Source organism: Nocardia vulneris (assembly GCF_001613425.1).
GTDB classification, from domain to species: domain Bacteria; phylum Actinomycetota; class Actinomycetes; order Mycobacteriales; family Mycobacteriaceae; genus Nocardia; species Nocardia vulneris.
In genome coordinates, this window is sequence record NZ_BDCI01000008.1 from 319262 (window position 1) to 336206 (window position 16945).

Genomic DNA, 16945 nt, shown 5'->3' on the forward strand with positions numbered 1-16945 from the left:
CACTACAAAGAGAGTACAACAGTTTAGGTGGTACCGGAATGCGAAAGCTTGTCTACTACGTCGCCGTGTCACTCGACGGCTACATCGCAGGTCCGGCGGGGGAGTACGACTTCTATCCGCAAAGCGACGAGATGGGCCGCTGGTTGAACGCGGAGTACCCGGAGTTCGTCCCGACCGGGTTCCGGTCGCAGGTCGGCATGGCTGTGGATGAACCGAACACGCGGTGCGACACCGTGCTGATGGGTCGCCGCAGCTACGAACCCGGCCTGGCCGTGGGCATGACCAGCCCGTATGCCCATCTGAAGCAGTACGTGGTGTCGAGCACGCTCGGCCGGATCGATGATCCCGCAGTGGAATTGGTCGAGTCCGACCCGCTCGGGCTGGTTCAACGGCTCAAAAAGGAAGAGGGCGGCGACATTTGGTTGTGTGGCGGCGGCAGCCTCGCCGCGCAGCTGCTGGGCGAACTCGATGAACTGATCATCAAGAGCTACCCGGTGGTCGCGGGCAGCGGGATCTCGGCCTTCGCCGGTGCGTTCCAGCCGACGCTGTTCACCCCGGCCCGGCGCAAAAAATTCGACAACGGCGCACAGGTCACCTGGTTCACCCGCGCCTGATCGCTCCTCCTACGAAAGAGGCTCTGTAATGCGAAAACTCACCTACTTCGTCGGCATGTCGCTCGACGGCTACATCGCCGCACCCGACGGCGACATCAGCTTCTATCCGTTGCCCGAGGACTTCATCGCCTGGATCGGACAGGACTACCCCGAGACCCTGCCCACGCACGCCCGGCCGCACTTCGGTGTCGCCGTCGACGCGCCGAACCAGCGGCTCGACACGTTGGTGATGGGCCGGGGTACCTACGAACCGGCCCTGGCCGTGGGGCTCACCAACCCGTACGGCCATATGCGGCAGTACGTGGTGTCGAGCACGCTCGGCCGGATCGATGATCCCGCAGTGGAATTGGTCGAGTCCGACCCGCTCGCGCTGGTTCAGCAGCTCAAAAAGGAAGAGGGCAAGGACATTTGGCTGGCCGGCGGCGGCAAACTGGCGGCCGCGTTGCTCGCCGAGATCGACGAGCTGGTGATCAAGAGCTACCCGGTTGTCGCGGGTCAGGGCGTGCGCGCCTTCGACGGCGCGTTCCAGCCGACGCTGTTCACCCCGACCGCCCGCCGCGAGTTCGGCAACGGCAACCAGGTCACCTGGCTCACCCGCGCTTGACCCGACAATGGCGGTGGCCCAGCGTTTTTCGCTGCGCCCACCGCCCTTCGGCCGTTCACACCCCGCGAACCCGGTCGTAGATCAGGTACAGCGCGCCGGTCTCGGTGCTGGACAGATCGGTCAGCGCCCAGCTCGTCGCGGGGAAGCCGTCCTCGAACAGGCGCGCGCCGCCACCGGCCACCTCGGGACACTGCGTGATCGTGATCCGGTCGACCTCGTCCGCCGCGAGCAGCGCCTTGATGATGCTGTTGCTGGCGAGCACGACGATGTCGCCGCCGGGCTGGGTACGCAACTGCCGGACGGCCGCCGCGGGATCGGTGTCGGCGATCCGCGAATGCTGCCACGCCGCCTCGGTGAGCGTGCTGGAGAAGACGACCTTCTCCACCTTGTCGAGCCACTGGCCGAACATGCGGTCGCGCGGGTCGGCGTCCGCGTCGGCGGCGACGACCGGCCAGTAGCCGCCGAAACCCTGGTAGTTCTTGCGGCCGAGCAGGGCGGTGGTGGCTGCCTCGGCCATCTGGACCATTCGGTCGCGCGCGGTGTCGCTCACCGCGTGCGGCACGATCCAGCTCATGTCGTAGTCGCCGCCCGGGCCGTTGGTCCGGCCGTCCAGCGAGAGGGTGATATTGGCGACTACCCGGCGGTTTCCCGTGTTCGTCATGGTCTGTTCCTTCTGGTCTGTGACGCTGTCCGCGTCGTTGGCATGAATACTTCCGCCGCGCGGGCCGCGGAACATCTGCCAGCTGGCCGATATCCGGAAGGCGGGACGGCACAGCTCGTGGCTCGCACCCGCCGGACCGGCGTGTCAGACTGCTGACGCAATGTCAGCCGCCATCGACACACTTCCCGCCGAGCTGTCCTCGTTCGTCGGCCGGACCGAAGAACTCGCGGCGATCACCGCTGTGGTCGCGCCGGGCAGGGTCGTCACCCTCGCCGGGCCCGGCGGCTGCGGCAAGACCCGGCTCGCGCTGCGGGTCTGCCGCACCGTCGCGGCCGCGTGGCCGGACGGCGTCTGCTGGGTCGCGCTGGAGGACGAACACGACGATGCCGCCGTCGCGTATCGAGTCGCCGCGGCGCTCGGCGTGCCGGTGCCGGTCGGCGCGGATCCGGTCGCGACGGTGGCGCGCGGGCTGACCGACCGCGAAACACTCTTGGTACTGGACAATTGCGAGCAGCTCGGCGCCGCTGTCGCAGCGCTGGTCACCGGGTTGCTCGGCCGCTGCCCACGGCTCGGCGTGCTCGCCACCAGCCGCGCACCGCTCGATGTCCGCGGCGAGCAGGTGCGTCGGGTGCCCGCCCTCGCGCTGGCGGACGCGTTGACGCTGTTGCTCGAACGGGTACAACCGGCGCAGGCGTCGGCGCCGGTGCGCACCGCGGCTCGCCGGATCTGCGATCGGCTCGACCGGCTGCCGCTCGCCCTCGAACTGGCCGCGGGGTGGGCGAGCACGTTGTCGCTGCCACAACTCGCGGACGTGCTGCACGAGCCGTACGCGGTACTCGAAGGTGGCGCGCGCACGGCGCCGTTCCGGCAACAGACGCTCGCGGAATCCATGCGCTGGAGCCACGACCTGCTCGATGACGACGAGCGGGTGCTGTTCCGCAGGCTCGGGGTGCTCGAGCCGGACTTCGCCGCCGAGGCGGTGGTCGCGCTGGACGAGCGGCCGGGCCGTGCGCTGCGCACGCTACGCGGGTTGATCGACAAGTCACTGGTTTCCGCCGACACCACCGGCCCGGTGGCTCGCTACCGAATGCTCGGCGTAGTAAGGGATTACGCGTTGCAGCGCCTCGCCGAGGCCGCCGAAACCGAACAACTGCGCGACCGCCACCTCGCGACCTACCTCACAATGGTCGAGGGGGCCGAAGCCGTGCGTCACGTCGATCAGGACGCGTGGCGGGCCCGAATCACCGAGGAACTGCCCAACATTCGTGCCGCTCTCGACTGGGGATTGGATCGCGACGATCCGACCGCGGGGCGCAGGCTCGCCGCCGCGATGGCCTGGTTCTGGTACCTCGAACCGCGCGGCCTCGAGGGCGTCCGGGTGCTGCGCACCGCCGTCGCTCGCGGAGCCGGGGCGCGCGACGAGCTGCAAGCGCGGGTGCTGGCCGGGTTGGCGCTGGTCTGCGACACCGGTGTCTACGGTTTCGTCGGATACGAATCGGCCCGTGCCGCAGCGGAATTGGCCGCCGAGATCGGTGCCGAGCCGGTCGGTCGGCTGGCCCGCTCGCTGTGCGCGGTAGAGCAACTCGGTATCGACCTGGACCGGGCCTACGCCGACGCCGAAGCGCTGCACCGGGAGGCCGCGCACGCCGCGGACGGGTTTGTAGCCGACTCCATGCAAGCGCTGACCGGCCTGATCCACCTGTTCCGCGACGAATATCGCGCGGCCGTCGAACAACTCGACGCGGCGCTGGTCGGCATGCGCAAGCGCAACGACCGTGGCTTCGCCTCGTTCGCACTGACCTGGCTGGCCACCGCGACCGCGCAGTCGGGCGCGCTGACTCGCGCCGCCGAGATCGCGGAGCAGGCCGTCGCCACCGCGGCCCCGTTGCACGACTTCCATCACCTGGGCTCGGCGCGGGCGGCGCTCGCCGAAATACGGGTGCGGCAGGGGCGACTCGACGCGGCGGCCGCGGCCCTCGAGCCGATCGATCGGTTGCTCGAGGGGGAGGCGACGCCGTTCGTGCCCGGCTGGGAGCGGGTGCACGCGTTGGCGGCGCTGGCGGCGGGGCGTCCGGAGGAGGCGATCGAGTGGTGCCGCCGGGAGGGAAGGACGCCCGGCACGGATGCCGACGGGGTGCTGACGCCGTGGACCCAGGTGGTGCTGGCGACCGCGTTGCGGTTGCGCGCGGAAGCCGCGCCGGACCGGCCCGAAGGTGCGAGCCCGGCCGAAACCGATTCGGCCGCAGCGCTACTCGAGGCCTTGGCCGCGACACCGATGCTGCGCGCACTGCCCTCGGTGCACGCCGAGGTGCTCGATCAGCAAGCATTCCTGTTGCACCACAGCGATATCGAGCAGGCGCTGCGGTTGCATCACGACGCGCTGCGGATCCGTTCGGCACACGACCTGGTACTCGGCTGCGCGACGAGCCTGGAGTCGCTCGCGGTGGCCCTCGCGCGGCGGGGCACCGCCGATTCGGCCGCGGTGCTGCTCGGTGCGGCCGAGCGGGCCCGCGCCGACACCGGTTCGGCCCCTGGGCCGTCCGCCGAGGTCGCTCGATCACTGCTGGATTCCGCTGTCGCCGTATCGGATTCGACCGAGTTACGGGAACGTGGCCGCGCCATGGGACTCGAACCGGCCATCGACTACGCGACCAAAGCACGCGGCAAACGCAACCGCCCGGCGTCGGGCTGGGCCAGCCTCACCCCGATGGAACGTTCCGTGGTCGATCTCGCGGTCGCCGGCCTGTCGAACCCCGATATCGCCGCGCGTCTGTTCATCGGGCGCGGCACGGTGAAGACTCACCTGGCGCACGTCTACGCCAAACTCGGCGTGGCCAATCGCACCGAACTCGCCCGGCTGTCCGCGGCCGACCCGCAACGTGGGCTGCGCCGGCTCCGGTAGGCCGCGGCGCCGGCGTGCACCTGAACCTGGGTTCCGTCGCGGCGGGCGTGTTCGATGATCCGACGCCCGCCGAGTCGGCGAACCTCGAGGCCGAGAAGGAGATGCAGCGCACCGGCCGGGGGTACTCGGCGATCCAGGCGACCCGGCCGCAAACGCTCGGCTACTTTGCCGCGCTGGAGCAGCCGGAGTCGCTGGTCGAGCAGGTGCGCGGCTTCTTCCGCCTCTTCCGGGCCTAAGCCCCTGTCGCGCAGTCCCATTGGCGCTTCCGCGGTCCGGCCGGACTGCGAGACAGGCCCTAGTCGCTGAGGAAGGACAGGCGCACCTGGCGGTCGGGGTTGTCGATATTCAGGTCGACCACTGCGACGGACTGCCAGGTGCCCAGGGCCAGCGCGCCGTCGATCACCGGGATCGTGGCGTAGGGCGCGATCAGGGCAGGCATCACGTGGGAGCGTCCGTGTCCGCGCGATCCGTGCGCGTGCCGCCAGCGATCGTCGGCGGGCAGCAGCTCGCGCAGCGCCGCGAGCAGATCGTCGTCGCTGCGCGCGCCGAGTTCCATGACCGCGACCCCGGCCGTTGCGTGCGGCACGAACACATTGAGCAGTCCGTCACCGCCACCGGAGGCTTCGCGCACGAACGACGCGCACTCGCCGGTGATGTCCTGCACGACCTCGGTCCGTCCGGTGGTCACCGCTAATACCGTGCTCTTCATCACTCCATCGTGCGCCATCGCTCAGTCCTCGGCGGTGCGCAAGGCCTTGGTGACTCGAACCGAGGTCTCGTGCAGCCGTCCGAACAGTTCGAGCAAGAGTTCCAGTTGCTCGTCCGTGTAGCCGGCGGTCACCGCGCCGAATTCCTGTGCCAGCAGTTCGTAGTGCGGCGCCAGCTCGTCGATCCGGGCGGGGACCGCGGTGATGATCACCCGGCGCCGGTCCTGTGCGTCGTGTTCGCGCTGGACATACCCCGCCTGCAGCAGCCGGTCGATCATCCGGGTGATCGCACCGGTGGTCAGTCCGGCGGCGGCGGCCAGCTCACCCGCGGTCGCGGGGCCGCCCAGTCGCAGCATGTTCAAGCAGCGCAGATCCGTCACGTGCAACCCGGCTTTGTCGGCGACGGCCTGGTGCATCATCACCGCGTCCGTCGCGCTGACCTGGGCGGCCACGGTCAGCGCCGCGCTCAGCTCGGCTCGTTTGGATTCCGCGTTCTCTGGCATGGCTTGACACCTTAGTCTCACTCAGGCAATATCTTACTAACTCAATTATTGATTGGCGCAGTTAATGAACTGGTCAGGTTTTTCGAGGAGTTCGCGATGTCCAGCACGCAGCACACAGACGAGGCCGCCATCCACGCGTTGTTCGACCGTCAGGCCGAGGCGTGGGGCGCGGGCGATGCCGCGGCCTTCGCTTCGGTCTTCGCCGAGGACGCCGATTACGTCACCTGGTTCGGCACGCACAGCAAGGGCCGCCGGGAGATCTACGAGTCCCACCTCCCGGTCTTCGAGAAGTACTTGAAGAACACCCGCCTGGACGGGGAGATCACCGGTTTCCGTTTCCTCACCCCGGATGTCGCGGTGGTGCACGGGCGCGGGGCGGTGCTCAAAGGGAGGCGTCGGCGCACGCTGCGCAACACCAAGGTGCAGACCACGATCGTGGTGCGCGCCGACGGCGAATGGCGGATCGCGGCCTTCCAGAACACCAGATATCACTGGCTGCTCGCGAAGTTCGCGACCAAGTCCGACCAGCGCGCCGGCTCCCGCGCGGCGGCCGGCTGAGGAGGTAGCGGCAATCCGCTGGACCACGGCCGGTACGCTGGGTGGCTGTTAGCAGCTGGTTGTCGATCTTGGAGGACCCTGTCGTGGCTCTCGTTGTTCAGAAGTACGGAGGATCCTCGGTGGCAACCGCCGAGCGTATCCGGCGCGTCGCTGAACGGATCGTCGAGACGAAGAAGCAGGGCCACGACGTGGTGGTCGTCTGCTCGGCCATGGGTGACACCACCGACGAACTGCTCGACCTCGCCCAGCAGGTCGCGCCCGCGCCGCCCGCGCGGGAAATGGACATGCTGCTCACCTCGGGTGAGCGCATCTCCAACGCGCTGGTCGCGATGGCCATCCACTCGCTCGGCGCCGAGGCTCGCTCGTTCACCGGCTCCCAGGCCGGCGTGATCACCACCGGCGCGCACGGCAACGCCAAGATCATCGACGTGACGCCGGGCCGGCTGCGCCAGGCGCTCGACGACGGACAGATCGTGCTCGTCGCCGGTTTCCAAGGCGTCAGCCAGGACAGCAAGGACGTCACCACGCTGGGCCGCGGCGGTTCCGACACCACCGCGGTCGCGCTGGCCGCAGCGCTGGAAGCCGACGTCTGCGAGATCTACACCGACGTGGACGGCGTCTTCACCGCCGACCCGCGGATCGTGCCGGACGCGCAGCGGCTCGAGCAGGTCTCCTACGAGGAGATGCTGGAACTCGCGGCCTGCGGCGCGAAGGTGCTGATGCTGCGCTGCGTCGAATACGCGCGCCGCTACAACGTGCCCGTGCATGTGCGTTCGTCCTATACCGACAAGCCGGGCACCTACGTTTACGGATCGATGGAGGACATCCCCTTGGAGCAAGCAATCCTCACGGGCGTCGCGCACGATCGCAGCGAGGCCAAGGTGACCGTGGTCGGTCTGCCGGACGTGCCGGGCTACGCCGCCAAGGTGTTCCGCGCGGTCGCCGACGCCGAGATCAACATCGACATGGTGCTGCAGAACATCTCCAAGATCGATACCGGCAAGACCGACATCACCTTCACCCTGCCCAAGACCGACGGCGCGCGCGCCGTCGAGATGCTCACCAAGCAGCAGGACGAGATCGGCTTCTCCCAGGTGCTCTACGACGACCACATCGGCAAGGTGTCGCTGGTCGGCGCGGGCATGAAGAGCCACCCCGGCGTCACCGCCAAGTTCTGCGAGGCGCTGGCCGACGCGGGCGTGAACATCGATCTCATCTCCACCTCCGAGATCCGGATCTCGGTGCTGGTCAAGGACACCGAACTGGACGAGGCCGTCAAGGTGCTGCACCGGGCCTTCGAACTGGGCGGCGACGAGGTCGCCGTGGTGCACGCGGGAACAGGACGATAAGCCATGGGCATCCGAGTAGGCGTTGTCGGCGCGACCGGTCAGGTCGGCGCCGTCATGCGAAAACTGCTGGAAGAGCGCAACTTCCCGGCCGACGAGGTGCGTTTCTTCGCCTCGTCGCGTTCGGCGGGTAAGACGCTGCCGTGGCGTGGCGGCGAGATCGTCGTCGAGGACACCGAGTTGGCCGATCCGGCCGGACTCGATATCGCGCTGTTCTCCGCCGGGGCCACCATGTCGCGCGTGCAGGCCCCGCGGTTCGCGGCCGCGGGCGTCACCGTGATCGACAACTCCTCGGCGTTCCGCAAGGACCCCGATGTGCCGCTGGTGGTGAGCGAGGTCAACCCGGAGCAGACCCGCAACCTGGCCAAGGGCATCATCGCGAACCCGAACTGCACCACCATGGCCGCGATGCCGGTGCTGAAGCCGCTGCACGACATCGCGGGACTGCGCCGCCTCATCGTGTCCAGCTACCAGGCGGTGTCCGGTAGTGGCCTGGCCGGCGTGGAAGAGCTCGCGACGCAGGCGCGCGCGGTGATCGACGACGCCGAGCAGCTGACCCACGACGGCGGCGCCCTGGACTTCCCGGCTCCGAACAAGTACGTCGCGCCCATCGCGTTCAACGTGCTGCCGCTGGCCGGTTCGCTCGTCGACGACGGCTCCGGCGAGACCGACGAGGACCAGAAGCTGCGCAACGAGAGCCGCAAGATCCTCGGGCTCCCCGACCTTTTGGTGAGCGGCACCTGCGTGCGCGTCCCGGTGTTCACCGGGCACTCGCTGTCGGTGAACGCCGAATTCGACCAGCCGCTCTCGGTCGAGCAGGCCAAGGAGATCCTGGCCAAGGCGCCCGGCGTCAAGCTGGTCGACGTGCCGACGCCGTTGCAGGCGGCGGGCGCCGACGACTCGCTCGTGGGCCGGATCCGGCAGGATCCCGGCGTGCCGGACGGCCGTGGCCTGGCCCTGTTCATCTCGGGCGACAACCTGCGTAAGGGCGCTGCGCTCAACACCATTCAGATCGCCGAGGTCCTGCTCAGCAATCGCTGACCCGGTGCCGCGGCCGTGCTCGCGCACGGCCGCGGACCGGTTCGCCTACGCTTCGATCTGCGTGGTCAGCCGACGTTCGGCGAACGAGTGGCCTGCCTCGATCTGGTAGACACCGGGTACCGGACGCCACGTGTCGCTGTCCTCGTCCCAGATCTGGAAGGCCCGGTCCGGGAGGGTGATTCGCGCCTCGACCAGCTCGCCGGGATCGGCTTCCACCCGCGTGAACCCCGCCAGCCAGCGGGCTGGTCGGACCACCGAATCCGCGACGGGCGCGAGGTAGACCTGCACCACCTCACCGCCGCGGCGGGCGCCGGTATTGCGCAGCCGCACGGTCACCGTCGTCGCTTCCCGCTCGATCGACTCGTATTCCCATGTGGTGTAACCGAATCCGTGCCCGAACGGGTAGGCCGGCGTGCTGCCCGCCCGCTCCCAGGCGCGGTAGCCGATGAACAGATCCTCCCGGTAGACCAATTCGCCGTCGGTCGGCGTGACCTCGGCGACCGGGCAATCGGCCAGGGCGACCGGCCAGGTGGTCGGCAGCCGTCCACCCGGTTCGGTGCCGCCGAGCAGGACCTCGGCCAGCGCCGCCCCGCCCTGCTGGCCGGGGAACCAGCTCAGCAGCACTGCCGAAACCTGGTCACGCCAGGGCATTTCCACCGGTGAGCCGGCGTTGACGACCACCACGGTGTGCGGGTTGACCTCGGCCACGCGGCGCACCAGCTCGTCCTGTCGGCCGGGCAGGCGCAGGTTCGTGCGATCGAAGCCCTCCGATTCCACCTGCTCGGTGGTGGCGACCACGACCACCGCGACGTCGGCGTTGCGTGCCGTCTCGACGGCCTCGTCGATCAATTCGTCCGGGTCGCGCCGGGGATCGGCGTGCCCGAGCGTGAAAAGGACAGCCTGGATGGGCATGTCGGCGAACTTCATCGGGGTGTGCGTCATCGTCACATCGACCGTCGTCCCGGCCGTGAGGTCGACGGTGCCGCGCGTGGTGGGGGTGCCGAAGAAAGCTTCGAAAGGATCGGAGCCGGTGAGGGTTTCGGCCCCGTCGAACAGCACCGACCCGCCGACCGTGAGCCGGAAATCGCCGATTCCCTTGGTGCCGAACGCGTGCGCGCCGGTCTCCTCGGGCGTGAAGGTGCCGTGTACCTCGACCGTGTGCAGGTCGGCGTAGGCGACGCCGTCGGGAAGTTCGCCGAGCCAGTTGACCATGCCGTTGGGCAGCGAACTCTCGCCGAGCAGCGCGCCGTCGGCGTCGAAAATGCGGGCGCGCAGGTCGAATCCGCGGTCGGCGGCGCTGAGTTCGTCGCTCGGGGCGGCGCCGATCGCGTAGGTCAGGGCGCCGGGCGGCAGCGCCGCGGTCAGTCCGTCGAGCGGGGAGACCACCGAGGCGGGGAACACGGTCGCCGAGCCGCCGCCGAGGATGCGCGCGTCGCGGGCGGCGAGCCCGAGCAGCGCCACCTTCGTGCCGTCCTTCGCCAAAGGCAGCGCGGGCTGTTCGCCGACCGGCTCGTTGCGCACCAGAACGAAACCGCGAGCGGCGATTTCGTGTGCCAGCGCGACGCCGTCGATCTCGTCCGGCAGCGCGGTGACCGCGGGCTCGGCCCCGTCGAGCAGGCCGACCCGCGCCGCCAGCCGCAGCACGTTGCGTACCGCGGCATCCACCACGGACTCCGCGACCTCGCCGTTGCGCACCGCCGCGGCCAGCGCCGCGCCGTACACGCCCCGCGGTCCCGGCATCGCGACATCGAGTCCGGCGGTGATCGCCGGGACCGTCGCGCGGGCGGCGGTCCAGTCGGAGACGACGAAACCGTCGAAACCCCATTCGCCGCGCAATATTCCGGTGAGTAGTGCGTGGTGCTCGGTCATGGTCGGGCCGTTCACCCGGTTGTACGCAGCCATGATGCCCCACGGGCCCGCGTCGCGGACGATCGCCTCGAACGGGGCCAGATACAGCTCGCGCAGAGCGCGCGCGGACACCACGTTGTTCACGGTGAAGCGGTCGGTCTCTGCGTCGTTGGCGACGAAATGTTTGACGGTGGTGCCGATTCCGCCGTCCTGCACGCCGCGGACGTACCCGGTCCCGATCTGCCCGGTGAGGAACGGGTCCTCCGAGTAGCACTCGAAATGCCTTCCGCCGAGCGGAGATCGGTGCAGATTCACCGTGGGCGCGAGCAGCACGTGCACGCTCTTGCGCCGCGCCTCCTGCGCGAGCAGCCTGCCCGCGCGCCGGGCCAGCTCCGGATCCCAGCTCGCGGCGAGCGCGGTCGGTGAGGGCAGCGCGATCGAGGGATCGTCGGCCGTCCAATGCACCCCGCGCACCCCGATCGGCCCGTCCGACATCACCAGCGAACGCAGCCCGATCTCCGGCAGGGCGGGCAACGACCACATGTCCTGCCCCATCAGCAGCCGGGCCTTCGCGTCCAGGTCGAGTTTGCCGATGGCCGCCGCCACGACTTCCTCGCGGGCCGGGTCGAGCTGGGTCATGGTGAACTCCTCTGTCTCGCAATGACAATGCGCGTGGCGGTCGCGAAACAGTCGGCGGTCGCCACGTCGGGCGGAGCGGGCGGCGGGCGCCGCCGCCATGCTCACCTAATCCATAGTAGGTGAAGTTATGATTTCGTTACCTTTTGCTCAGTCTGCGGGGTCGGCGCCCGGTCCGAGCAGAGCGATGAAGTCCCGAAAGGAATCACCCATGTCAACAGTCTGCGGGTCGAGCAGCCATTGCGTCTGCAAACCGTCCATCACCGCGAGCAGCAGCGGCGCGACCTGTTCCGGAGTGCGCCCGCCCGCGAGTCGGTCCCCGAATTCCGCTCGCAGCAGCTCGGTGACCTTCGCCCTGGCGTTCGCGTACCGCTCGACGAAGTAGGCGCGGGCCGGATGCTGTCCCGTCACGCTTTCGGCCGCGAGCGCCGTGAACGTCTGCACCACCCCGGGCCGCATCGCGTTGTACTCCACCAACTGCGCGATCGAGGACAACTGCGAACCCGCCGCGGGCCCGGCCAGGAACGCCGCGGTATCCCAGCGATCCCTGGCCTCCAGCACCGCGACCAGTAGTTCTTCTTTGCTCGCAAAATAGTGCAGCAGCCCGGGCTGCGTCAGCCCCACCCGCTCGGCCACCGCCGCCAGCGAAGCCCCCCGATATCCCCGCTCCGCGATGACCTCGCGCGCCGCCTCGAGAATCTCCTCCCGCCGCCGATCCGCCTGCGCCGCCCGACCTCCACGTCCCTCAGTCACCGCCCGAGCCTAATCCGGCGGTCGCGCTGTGCCCTCGATCCCGACCGCGGGCGAACCGGTCACGGAACCCGCCGGTCAGTGCAACTTGTCGACGACGAGTTTCGTGGCGGCAGCCACCAGGTCGTTGCTGGGTTCGGCTGTTTTGGTGGATTTGCGGGTTTGGATGGCGAGGACGAGGGGTGCGCGGCCGCCGTCGGGCCAGGTGACGGCGGCGTCGTTGGCCATGCCGTAGTCGCCGGTGCCGGTTTTGTCACCGGTGGTCCAGCCGGCCGGAACGCCCGCGCGAATTCGCTTGTCGCCGGTGGTGTTCGTCTTCAGCCACTTGGTGAGCTGTTCGCGTTCGGGAGCGCCCAGGGCGTCGCCGAGGACCAAGGCGCGGTAGTCGGCGGCCAGCGCGGCGGGGGTGGTGGTGTCGCGTTCGTCGTCGGGCAGGGCGGTGTTGAGATCCGGTTCCCAGCGGTCGAGGCGGCTGACCTGGTCGCCGAGGGTGCGCAGGAAGGCGGTGAGTCCTTGCGGCCCACCGAGTTCGCGCAGCAGCAGGTTGCCCGCGGTGTTGTCGCTCTGGGTGATCGCGGCATCGGCGATCTGCGCGATGGTCATGCCCTCGGCCACCTTGGTGCTGGTGACCGGCGAATAGGTGACCAGGTCGGCTTCGGTGAAATGCACGACCTTGTCGAAGTATCCGGTGGCGAGCGGGTGTGCCTGCAGCAACGCGCCCGCGGCGAGTCCTTTGAAGGTGGACAGGAAGGGCATGCGCTGGTCGGCGCGGTTGGTCAGCGTCTTCCCGCTGCCGGTGTCGACGGCGAACAGCCCGAGCTGGGCGTCGTACTGCTGTTCCAGCGCGGTCAGTTCGGCGGTGGGGGCGACCGCCGCGGTGCTCGCCGCGGATGATTCGGTGTGTGCCGCAGGGGAATCGGTGCCGCAGCCGGCCAGCAGCGGCAGGACCAGCGCGGCGGCGGCCAGCGCCACCCGGGTATCACGTGTGAACCGAATCATCCCACCACTTTTGCAGGCGGGTGATCATCCGGCAACTGCGACCGCGGTCCGGTTGACCTGCGGAAATGGTCGCGGGATGCGCATGTGCGCACCCCGCGACCAGGCACTCAGCCCTGTGCGGGCGGCGGTGTCGGCGCGCCGTCGAGCCCGGCGCGCACCCCATCCTCGATCCGCTTGCCGATCTCGGGATCCACCTTGGTCCAGTACTCGAAGACGCGGCTCAGCACCGGCTCCTGCACGCCGCCGAGCACATGCCCGACGACGTTGCTCACCAGGCGATCCCGCTGCTCATCGTTGAAGACCTCGCGCACCAGGGTGCCCGGCTGGGTGAAATCCCCGTCTTCGGCGTGCTCGAGGTAGCCCGCTCGCACCATGGTCGGTTCGAAGTCCCAGAGTCCGCCGTCGGGTGCCTGCGCCGGATCGGCGTGCGGCCCGCCGAACGAATTCGGCGCGTACACCGGCACATTCGCGTCGTTGTAGAAGTACCGCATGGCGCCCTCCTTGGAGTAGGAGTTCACCTGCGCGGCCCGCGGCAGGTTCGGCGGCAGCTGCGCGTAGTTGGTGCCGATCCGGTAGCGGTGCGCGTCGGCATAGGCGAACACGCGGCCGAGCAGCATCTTGTCGGGCGAATAGCCGATGCCGGGAACGACATTCGACGGCTCGAAGGCGGCCTGCTCGATATCGACGAAGTAGTTGGCCGGGTTGCGGTTCAGCGTCCACTTGCCGACCTCGATCAGCGGGTAGTCCTTGTGCGACCACACCTTGGTCAGGTCGAACGGGTTGAACCGGTAGCTCTCGGCCTCGGCGACCGGCATCACCTGCACGTGCAGCGTCCAGCTGGGGAACTCGCCGCGTTCGATCGCGTCCCACAGGTCCTTGCGGTGGTAATCGGCGTTCTCACCGGCGATCCGGTCGGCGTCGGCCTGGGTCAGGTAGTCGACGCCCTGGTCGGTCTTGAAGTGGTACTTCACCCAGAAGCGTTCGCCCGCGGCGTTGATCCACTGGTAGGTGTGCGAGCCGTAGCCGTTCATGTGCCGGTAGGTCTTCGGGATGCCGCGGTCGCCCATCAGCCAGGTCACCTGGTGCGCGGTCTCGGGGCGCAGCGTCCAGAAGTCCCACTGCATGTTGTGGTCGCGAAGTCCGTTGCCGGGCAAGCGCTTCTGCGAACGGATGAAGTCGGGGAACTTGATCGGGTCCTTGATGAAGAAGACCGGGGTGTTGTTGCCGACCAGATCGTAGTTGCCGTCTTCGGTGTAGAACTTCACCGCGAAACCCCGTGGGTCGCGCCAGGTGTCGGGGCTGCCCTGCTCACCGGCGACGGTGGAGAAGCGGACCAGGGACTCGGTGCGCGCGCCGGGCTGGAACAGCTTGGCTTTGGTATAGCGGCTGACGTCGTTGGTGACGACCAGCTCGCCGTAGGCGCCCGCGCCCTTGGCGTGCACGATCCGCTCCGGCACCCGTTCCCGGTTGAACTGGGCGAGCTTCTCGATCAGGTAGTGATCGTGCAGCAGGATCGGGCCCTGGGTGCCCGCCGTGAGCGATTCGTTGTCGCTCTCCACCGGGGTTCCGGTGTTCGTCGTTGTCGGCTTGGTCATGGTCGAAGCCTCCTCGTCGGTGCGAATGTCCCAGGGGTGGGCTGTCCCCCGGGACTCGATCAGGATTCTTGCCGCGTGGATGTGCGGCATTGCGGGCACAGACCCCAGAAAACGACTTCTGCCTCGTCGATCGCGAACCCGTGTGCGTCGTCGGGTTCCAGGCACGGGGCTGCGCCCACGACACAGTCGATGTCCACGACCGTGCCGCAGCTGCGGCACACCAGGTGGTGATGGTTGTCTCCGGTCCGGGTCTCGTACAGCGCCGCCGATCCGGCGGGCTCGATCCGGCGCAGGATCCCGGCGTGTACGCAGGCCCGCAGGACGTCGTAGACGGCCTGGGTGGAGACCGAACCCAGCGCTTGCCGGACGGTGGCGGCCACGCGATCCGCATCGGTGTGCGGTGCGGCCGCGACCGCGTCCAACACCGCGATCCGCGGGGCGGTGACCCGCAGACCGGCCGCGCGCAGCTGCGCCTTGGCGTCGGTGTGGTTGGTGTGCATGACTCCGATACTCCCCTCTTTTCTGGAATGAGTCAAGAAAAGAAGGGGTGCGTCATGCCTGGAATACTTCCGGGGCGGTGGTCGTTGATCACCACTGTCGGCGTCCGGACAGCCCCGGGCCTCACCCTTTGTCGCTGCGTGCGACCACTCGCCGAGAGGCGCTTGTGGGACGTCGACACGAGTCGTGACGCTGGCGTGGCGTCCGGCGACTCAGCGCCGCCAGGTCGTAGGACCTGGCGGCGTTTGTGGTTTCTGACGCGCCGAGCCGGGCTGTCCCGATCCGGGGGAGTACGGCGATAGCCTCGTGCGCATGGGGCGATGCAGTGGATTCCTGGTCGGGTTCGCCGCGCTGGCACTGATGGCCGGGAACCTGTGCACCGGCGCCGCGCACGCGGCCCCGGACCGTGCGTCCGGCGACGTGCGCTGTGCGGTGTCGGCGGGTCGCGAGTTCGCCCGCGCCGAGCCCGAGCAGGTCGGCCTGGACCGCGATCGGCTCGCCGACGCGTTGACCTTCGCCGCCACCCGGGCCCGTTTCAACGTGCAGGTGTTCCGGCACAACTGCCTGATCGGCGAAGGCCCGACGAACGCACAGACCGGCAACGTCGCGTGGAACATCTGGAGCTCCACCAAGAGCATCGTGTCACTGCTCGCGGGAATCGCTTGGGATCGAGGCGAACTCGATCTCGACGCGCCGATCGACCGGTACCTGCCCGCGGGACTCGGGGACGCCGAGCATCGCTCGATCACCGTGGAAAATCTGCTCACCGAAACCTCGGGCATGCGGGTCGGCGCGCTCACCGAGGGCATCACCGGCGTGATCCCGATCGATCCGAACAGCGCGGTGCAGGCCTTGGGCATGCCGCTGGATCACCCGCCGGGCACCACGTTCCGGTACAGCCAGCGCAATGTCGACCTGCTCACCTATGTGATGGAGCTGGCGGTGGGCGAGCCGTTGCAGCAGTTCGCGCAGCGCGAGCTGTTCGACCCGCTCGGTATCGAACGCGGCGACTACTACTGGGCCCGGGATCGTGCCGGGCACACCTACGGCTACGCGCACCTGATGATCCCGCCGAACGATTTCGCCAAGCTCGGCCTGCTGGTGAGCAACGACGGGCGTTGGGGCGCACAGCAAATCGTCTCGACCGAGTACCTGCGCGCGGCACTGCGGCCCTCCGAGCCGAACGAATGTTACGGCTACCTGTTCTGGCTCGGGCCCGAGTGCGCGGCACCGCTCTACAACGTGCCGGAAGACATCTTCATGATGGACGGGCTGGGCATGCAGAACGTCTTCGGCATCCCCAGCCTCGATCTGACGGTGGTCTGGACCGGTTTCTTCGGCAACAAGAGCAGCGGCGGATTGACCGGCACCCTGCAGAATCAGGCGGAGCTGCCCTACGAATTCTTCCGGAAACTCTTCGCCGCCTTCCATGATCGACCCCTGCCCGACCCCGGCCCGTTCGTCGAGCCGCCGGTGCGGCTGGACCCGCGGACCTACGTCGACGAGGACATTCTGCTCGCGGTGTTCGGCATCGGCCCGAATGCCTATCCGGGCTGCAACGTCTTCTCCTGCCTGGACTATCCACTGGCTCCGCCCTTTTGGGATACCGCGCCGGGCTGTGCGATTCTGCTGTGCCTCGGGCCCGGTGCGCCAGGAATTCGCTGAATCTCGGCCCGGCCGGCA

The 16945-nt window shown here is 68.7% G+C and carries 16 protein-coding genes; 8 read left to right on the forward strand and 8 right to left on the reverse strand.

All coding sequences use genetic code 11. The annotated features are described in order from the left end of the window. Positions 1-38 precede the first annotated feature (38 nt). Both NVU01S_RS12665 and NVU01S_RS12670 read left to right on the forward strand, forming a co-directional pair. Positions 39-614 carry a dihydrofolate reductase family protein gene (locus tag NVU01S_RS12665; RefSeq protein WP_043677546.1) on the forward strand — a complete coding sequence of 192 codons (576 nt, stop codon included), beginning with the start codon at positions 39-41 and terminating at the stop codon, positions 612-614. Between the two features lie 28 nt (positions 615-642). Next, positions 643-1218, forward strand: coding sequence for a dihydrofolate reductase family protein (locus NVU01S_RS12670; RefSeq protein ID WP_043677541.1), 576 nt, complete (start codon positions 643-645; stop codon positions 1216-1218). Positions 1219-1273: 55 nt separating this feature from the next. Here NVU01S_RS12670 and NVU01S_RS12675 read toward each other — a convergent pair whose 3' ends face one another. Further along, positions 1274-1879 carry a dihydrofolate reductase family protein gene (locus tag NVU01S_RS12675; protein WP_043677628.1) on the reverse strand — a complete coding sequence of 202 codons (606 nt, stop codon included), beginning with the start codon at positions 1877-1879 and terminating at the stop codon, positions 1274-1276. 160 nt (positions 1880-2039) lie between these two features. Here NVU01S_RS12675 and NVU01S_RS45225 point away from each other — a divergent pair, with 160 nt between their 5' ends. Both NVU01S_RS45225 and NVU01S_RS12685 read left to right on the forward strand, forming a co-directional pair. Beyond that, positions 2040-4781, forward strand: a complete 2742-nt coding sequence (locus tag NVU01S_RS45225) for a helix-turn-helix transcriptional regulator (RefSeq protein WP_052281070.1) — start codon at positions 2040-2042, stop codon at positions 4779-4781. Between the two features lie 14 nt (positions 4782-4795). Beyond that, a complete protein-coding gene (locus NVU01S_RS12685) occupies positions 4796-5017 on the forward strand; it encodes a hypothetical protein (RefSeq protein ID WP_043677538.1) in 222 nt (73 codons plus the stop codon). A gap of 59 nt (positions 5018-5076) precedes the next feature. Here the strand turns inward: NVU01S_RS12685 and NVU01S_RS12690 are convergent, their stop codons facing one another. Beyond that, positions 5077-5490, reverse strand: a complete 414-nt coding sequence (locus tag NVU01S_RS12690; RefSeq protein WP_043677536.1) for a secondary thiamine-phosphate synthase enzyme YjbQ — start codon at positions 5488-5490, stop codon at positions 5077-5079. Between the two features lie 21 nt (positions 5491-5511). Further along, positions 5512-5991 carry a MarR family winged helix-turn-helix transcriptional regulator gene (locus tag NVU01S_RS12695; RefSeq protein WP_043677534.1) on the reverse strand — a complete coding sequence of 160 codons (480 nt, stop codon included), beginning with the start codon at positions 5989-5991 and terminating at the stop codon, positions 5512-5514. Positions 5992-6087: 96 nt separating this feature from the next. Here NVU01S_RS12695 and NVU01S_RS12700 point away from each other — a divergent pair, with 96 nt between their 5' ends. The 3 genes from NVU01S_RS12700 (at position 6088) to NVU01S_RS12710 (ending at position 8936) form a co-directional block, all read left to right on the forward strand. After that, positions 6088-6549 (forward strand): SgcJ/EcaC family oxidoreductase, encoded by a 462-nt coding sequence (locus NVU01S_RS12700; RefSeq protein ID WP_043677532.1) that lies wholly within the window; start codon positions 6088-6090, stop codon positions 6547-6549. Between the two features lie 83 nt (positions 6550-6632). Next, positions 6633-7898, forward strand: coding sequence for an aspartate kinase (locus NVU01S_RS12705; protein WP_014981150.1), 1266 nt, complete (start codon positions 6633-6635; stop codon positions 7896-7898). A gap of 3 nt (positions 7899-7901) precedes the next feature. Further along, on the forward strand, positions 7902-8936 hold the full coding sequence (locus NVU01S_RS12710) for an aspartate-semialdehyde dehydrogenase (protein ID WP_043677529.1): 1035 nt from the start codon (positions 7902-7904) through the stop codon (positions 8934-8936). A gap of 45 nt (positions 8937-8981) precedes the next feature. Here NVU01S_RS12710 and NVU01S_RS12715 read toward each other — a convergent pair whose 3' ends face one another. The 5 genes from NVU01S_RS12715 to NVU01S_RS12735 all read right to left on the reverse strand — a co-directional run bounded on the left by NVU01S_RS12715 (position 8982) and on the right by NVU01S_RS12735 (position 15264). Then, the gene (locus NVU01S_RS12715; RefSeq protein WP_043677624.1) at positions 8982-11423 is read right to left on the reverse strand and encodes a beta-glucosidase family protein; all 2442 of its coding nucleotides are present in this window, start codon (positions 11421-11423) and stop codon (positions 8982-8984) included. Between the two features lie 147 nt (positions 11424-11570). After that, positions 11571-12173, reverse strand: a complete 603-nt coding sequence (locus NVU01S_RS12720) for a TetR/AcrR family transcriptional regulator (RefSeq protein ID WP_043677526.1) — start codon at positions 12171-12173, stop codon at positions 11571-11573. A gap of 75 nt (positions 12174-12248) precedes the next feature. Beyond that, complete coding sequence (gene bla / locus NVU01S_RS12725) at positions 12249-13169, reverse strand: class A beta-lactamase (protein ID WP_043677525.1); 921 nt, start codon at positions 13167-13169, stop codon at positions 12249-12251. Between the two features lie 107 nt (positions 13170-13276). Further along, on the reverse strand, positions 13277-14764 hold the full coding sequence (locus NVU01S_RS12730; protein ID WP_043677522.1) for a catalase: 1488 nt from the start codon (positions 14762-14764) through the stop codon (positions 13277-13279). A 59-nt stretch (positions 14765-14823) separates the two neighbouring features. Then, entirely contained in the window at positions 14824-15264 is a 441-nt protein-coding gene (locus tag NVU01S_RS12735; protein WP_014981156.1) for a Fur family transcriptional regulator, read from the reverse strand. A 310-nt stretch (positions 15265-15574) separates the two neighbouring features. Here NVU01S_RS12735 and NVU01S_RS12740 point away from each other — a divergent pair, with 310 nt between their 5' ends. Further along, positions 15575-16927, forward strand: coding sequence for a serine hydrolase domain-containing protein (locus NVU01S_RS12740; protein ID WP_043677520.1), 1353 nt, complete (start codon positions 15575-15577; stop codon positions 16925-16927). Positions 16928-16945 lie beyond the last annotated feature (18 nt).